Source organism: Nostoc flagelliforme FACHB-838 (assembly GCF_014698065.1).
Classification (GTDB): Bacteria; Cyanobacteriota; Cyanobacteriia; order Cyanobacteriales; family Nostocaceae; genus Nostoc; species Nostoc flagelliforme_B.
This window is the reverse complement of the sequence record NZ_JACJSI010000606.1, coordinates 1-2,621: the sequence shown is the minus strand read 5'-3', so window position 1 is coordinate 2,621 and position 2,621 is coordinate 1. Positions and strand designations below refer to the sequence as shown.

Genomic DNA, 2,621 nt, shown 5'->3' with positions numbered 1-2,621 from the left:
AAAATTCCTGGCTGATTCAAAAAAGCTCCTGCACTTACGAGTTAAAGGATATAAAAACCATACCTTTAACTGAAAATTTTGCATAGATGACAATGATATTGATAATTATTCTCGTAATGAGAATTGCTGGAAAAACAGCGTGTCCATTGACGTAGTTGACACCTTGTTGTATACGATATATGTTTGGTGTATTTTGTGGATTGATGGAATCAGGGCGTAGCCCATCTATAATTAAAACTACATTGAGACGAGCTTGCCCAGGTGGTAAGAGATAAGCTTCTTTTGGTTGGCTATATCAGCCAATGTTATTGGATTCTGGCGTAAGAAGAATTCTCCTCCCCAGAAAGTAACAGCAGACATCTCAATAATTAACCTACTCAAAAACAAACGTCGCTTAACTCTACCAGGGAGCATTTTGGGAATCTTGTTTGAGAGCGAAAGTGGTAAAAGTTCTCTTTTGTTTTTGTTCATACAATCTCTGTTTTAAAATTCATTGCGAGGCACTACCTAGTAATCCTTGCTTTAAGTAATAGCTACTTGAAGAGCAAAGATGCTTAAAATGAGCTTTATTGCTAAGGAAAGGGCAAATACAAATATTGTTTTCATTTATAAAAACAAGCTTATATATTCACTGCTTCTGATTGTGCTTTAGTTTGAAGGCTATGCTTTAACGTTTATTTACCGATGACTTAAATTCAAGTTAAATTTGGGTTAAAACCAAATATCTTAAATAAGTTTTAAGTAGAGATATTAAATAAGTTTAACTAGTAGTATAACAACTAGGACTAGCCCTTTCAAGGTGTTGTATAATGGACTAATTTCTAGTTTGTTAAAAAAGGTGAAAATCTCAGAGTGTTAAGAAATTAATAAAATTCATTAATTAATTAAGTGAAACACTAATTAAAACAACAAAAAATAAAAAGTTGACGAAAGAACAGAAAAAATATAATCGGTAACTCAATCGATTAAGAATTGGGTAGTGGTAAATATGTAGTGAAAATGGGGATTTGTTACTCAAATTATTTATTTTTAGCTGTTTAACTTTTGAAATATATTTATTTAAGTAATTTAAATATCAACAATTTATTAATATTTAAAATAAATACTTGAACGAGAATGTGTTAATTTTTATTAGATCCCAGTACTTGAAAATCTGATTGTCTTAGAACTGATGTCAGCCTCCAGACCTACTTGCCCAAATTGCGGTTCCCAACACACCGTCAAAAATGGCAGTATTCATAATCAAAAACCAAAATACCAGTGTCAAAGTTGTAAAAGACAGTTTATAGAAAATCCCATTAATAAAATTATTAGTAAAGATACTATAGAACTAATTGATAGACTTTTACTGGAAAAGATATCTCTCGCAGGTATTGCTCGTGCTGCTCGTGTTTCAGAGACTTGGTTACAAAAATATGTCAATAATAAATCTTGAGGGGAGACAAAATACCCTGAAATAGATATATGGCAAGTAGTGTAGCAATTTGTGGTAAAAGAAAAAGAGCCTTCATTCGCAACAAGCTCTATTTAATGATAATGTTACCAGAATTCTACAAAACAAACCTCAAGCGAGAATTGGGACGTGCAGAATATTTATTACTAAAAACTCTGATAAATCTATTACAATCGATAAAAAGTGTCAACATAGAAGCACTAGCAACTGCTTTACCTATACCAATATTTTTTGAAAGTAGAAGGAAGAAAATCCAACGATTTTTATCTTTAAATTATATAAATATTGAAGAAATTTGGTTCCCAATTATTAAAAGCTGGTTAGAGATATATTTTCCCTCAGACAAGGCAGGCACTTTCTTATTACTCGGCGGCGCACCATGTACCATTGTGTAGGCATACTCAACGCCCACTCCATAGGTTCCGGAGTGTTCCTTAACCAGATCCATTACGGCATCGTAGGTTTCTTACGTGCCCAATCACGTTGATATTCCAACAACACTTGCTGCCATGTCACAGGTACACCTCCAGCTTGGACAATGCGTTGAATGGCAGCATCGTGAGCAACCTGACTAGTACCACCGGACGCATCCACAACTGCATATACTTCATAACCCGCTTCTATCGCTTGAATCGCCGGGAACACTAAACATACTTCTGTCCACAATGCCGCTATTACCAGTTTCTTGCGACCGATGCGCTCGACTTGCTCTACAAATTTGGCCTCTTCCCAGGAGTTCATGCTAGTGCGTTCAATTGGCGTTTGGTTAGGGAAGATTTCTAGCAGTTGGGGCCACATATAGCCGCTAAAACCTTTGGTCTCAACAGTAGTCAGGATAGTTGGGACATTGAAAATCTTTGCTGCTTTTGCCAAGCCGACAGTATTATTAATCAACGTCTGACCATCGATATTCACCACGCCAAAGGTCATTTGTGGCTGATGATCAATAAAGATGACAGTGGAGTTTTCCGGAGTCAATAACCCGGATTTCTCACAAGTGCGAAAAAATCATTGAGATGAGTAAAATTTAGGAAAGGATATTTTATACATCAGTGGATTAAATTCAGGAACCGAAGACAATCACGTATTATCCGAAGTTTTAAAGATAAATAAAATACGAATAAAACGAAAAGTACTGGAGTAATAACTATGATTAGCAATAATTAGG

At 35.1% G+C, this 2,621-nt stretch carries 2 protein-coding genes and 2 pseudogenes; 2 read left to right on the top strand and 2 right to left on the bottom strand.

The features are described from left to right. Nucleotides 1–237: 237 nt before the first annotated feature. On the bottom strand, nt 238–471 hold the full coding sequence (locus H6G97_RS49560; protein WP_190947583.1) for a hypothetical protein: 234 nt from the start codon (nt 469–471) through the stop codon (nt 238–240). Between the two features lie 700 nt (nt 472–1,171). Between H6G97_RS49560 and H6G97_RS49555 the strand changes: the two are divergent. After that, nucleotides 1,172–1,429 (top strand): annotated as a pseudogene (locus tag H6G97_RS49555) (IS1/IS1595 family N-terminal zinc-binding domain-containing protein); the annotation flags it as partial. A gap of 107 nt (nt 1,430–1,536) precedes the next feature. Continuing rightward, nucleotides 1,537–1,800 (top strand): annotated as a pseudogene (locus H6G97_RS54480) (IS4 family transposase); the annotation flags it as partial. 100 nt (nt 1,801–1,900) lie between these two features. Here H6G97_RS54480 and H6G97_RS49550 read toward each other — a convergent pair. Then, nucleotides 1,901–2,431: a hydrolase gene (locus H6G97_RS49550; protein WP_199350183.1), complete on the bottom strand. Its 531-nt coding sequence runs from the start codon at nt 2,429–2,431 to the stop codon at nt 1,901–1,903. Between the last annotated feature and the right edge of the window lie 190 nt (nt 2,432–2,621).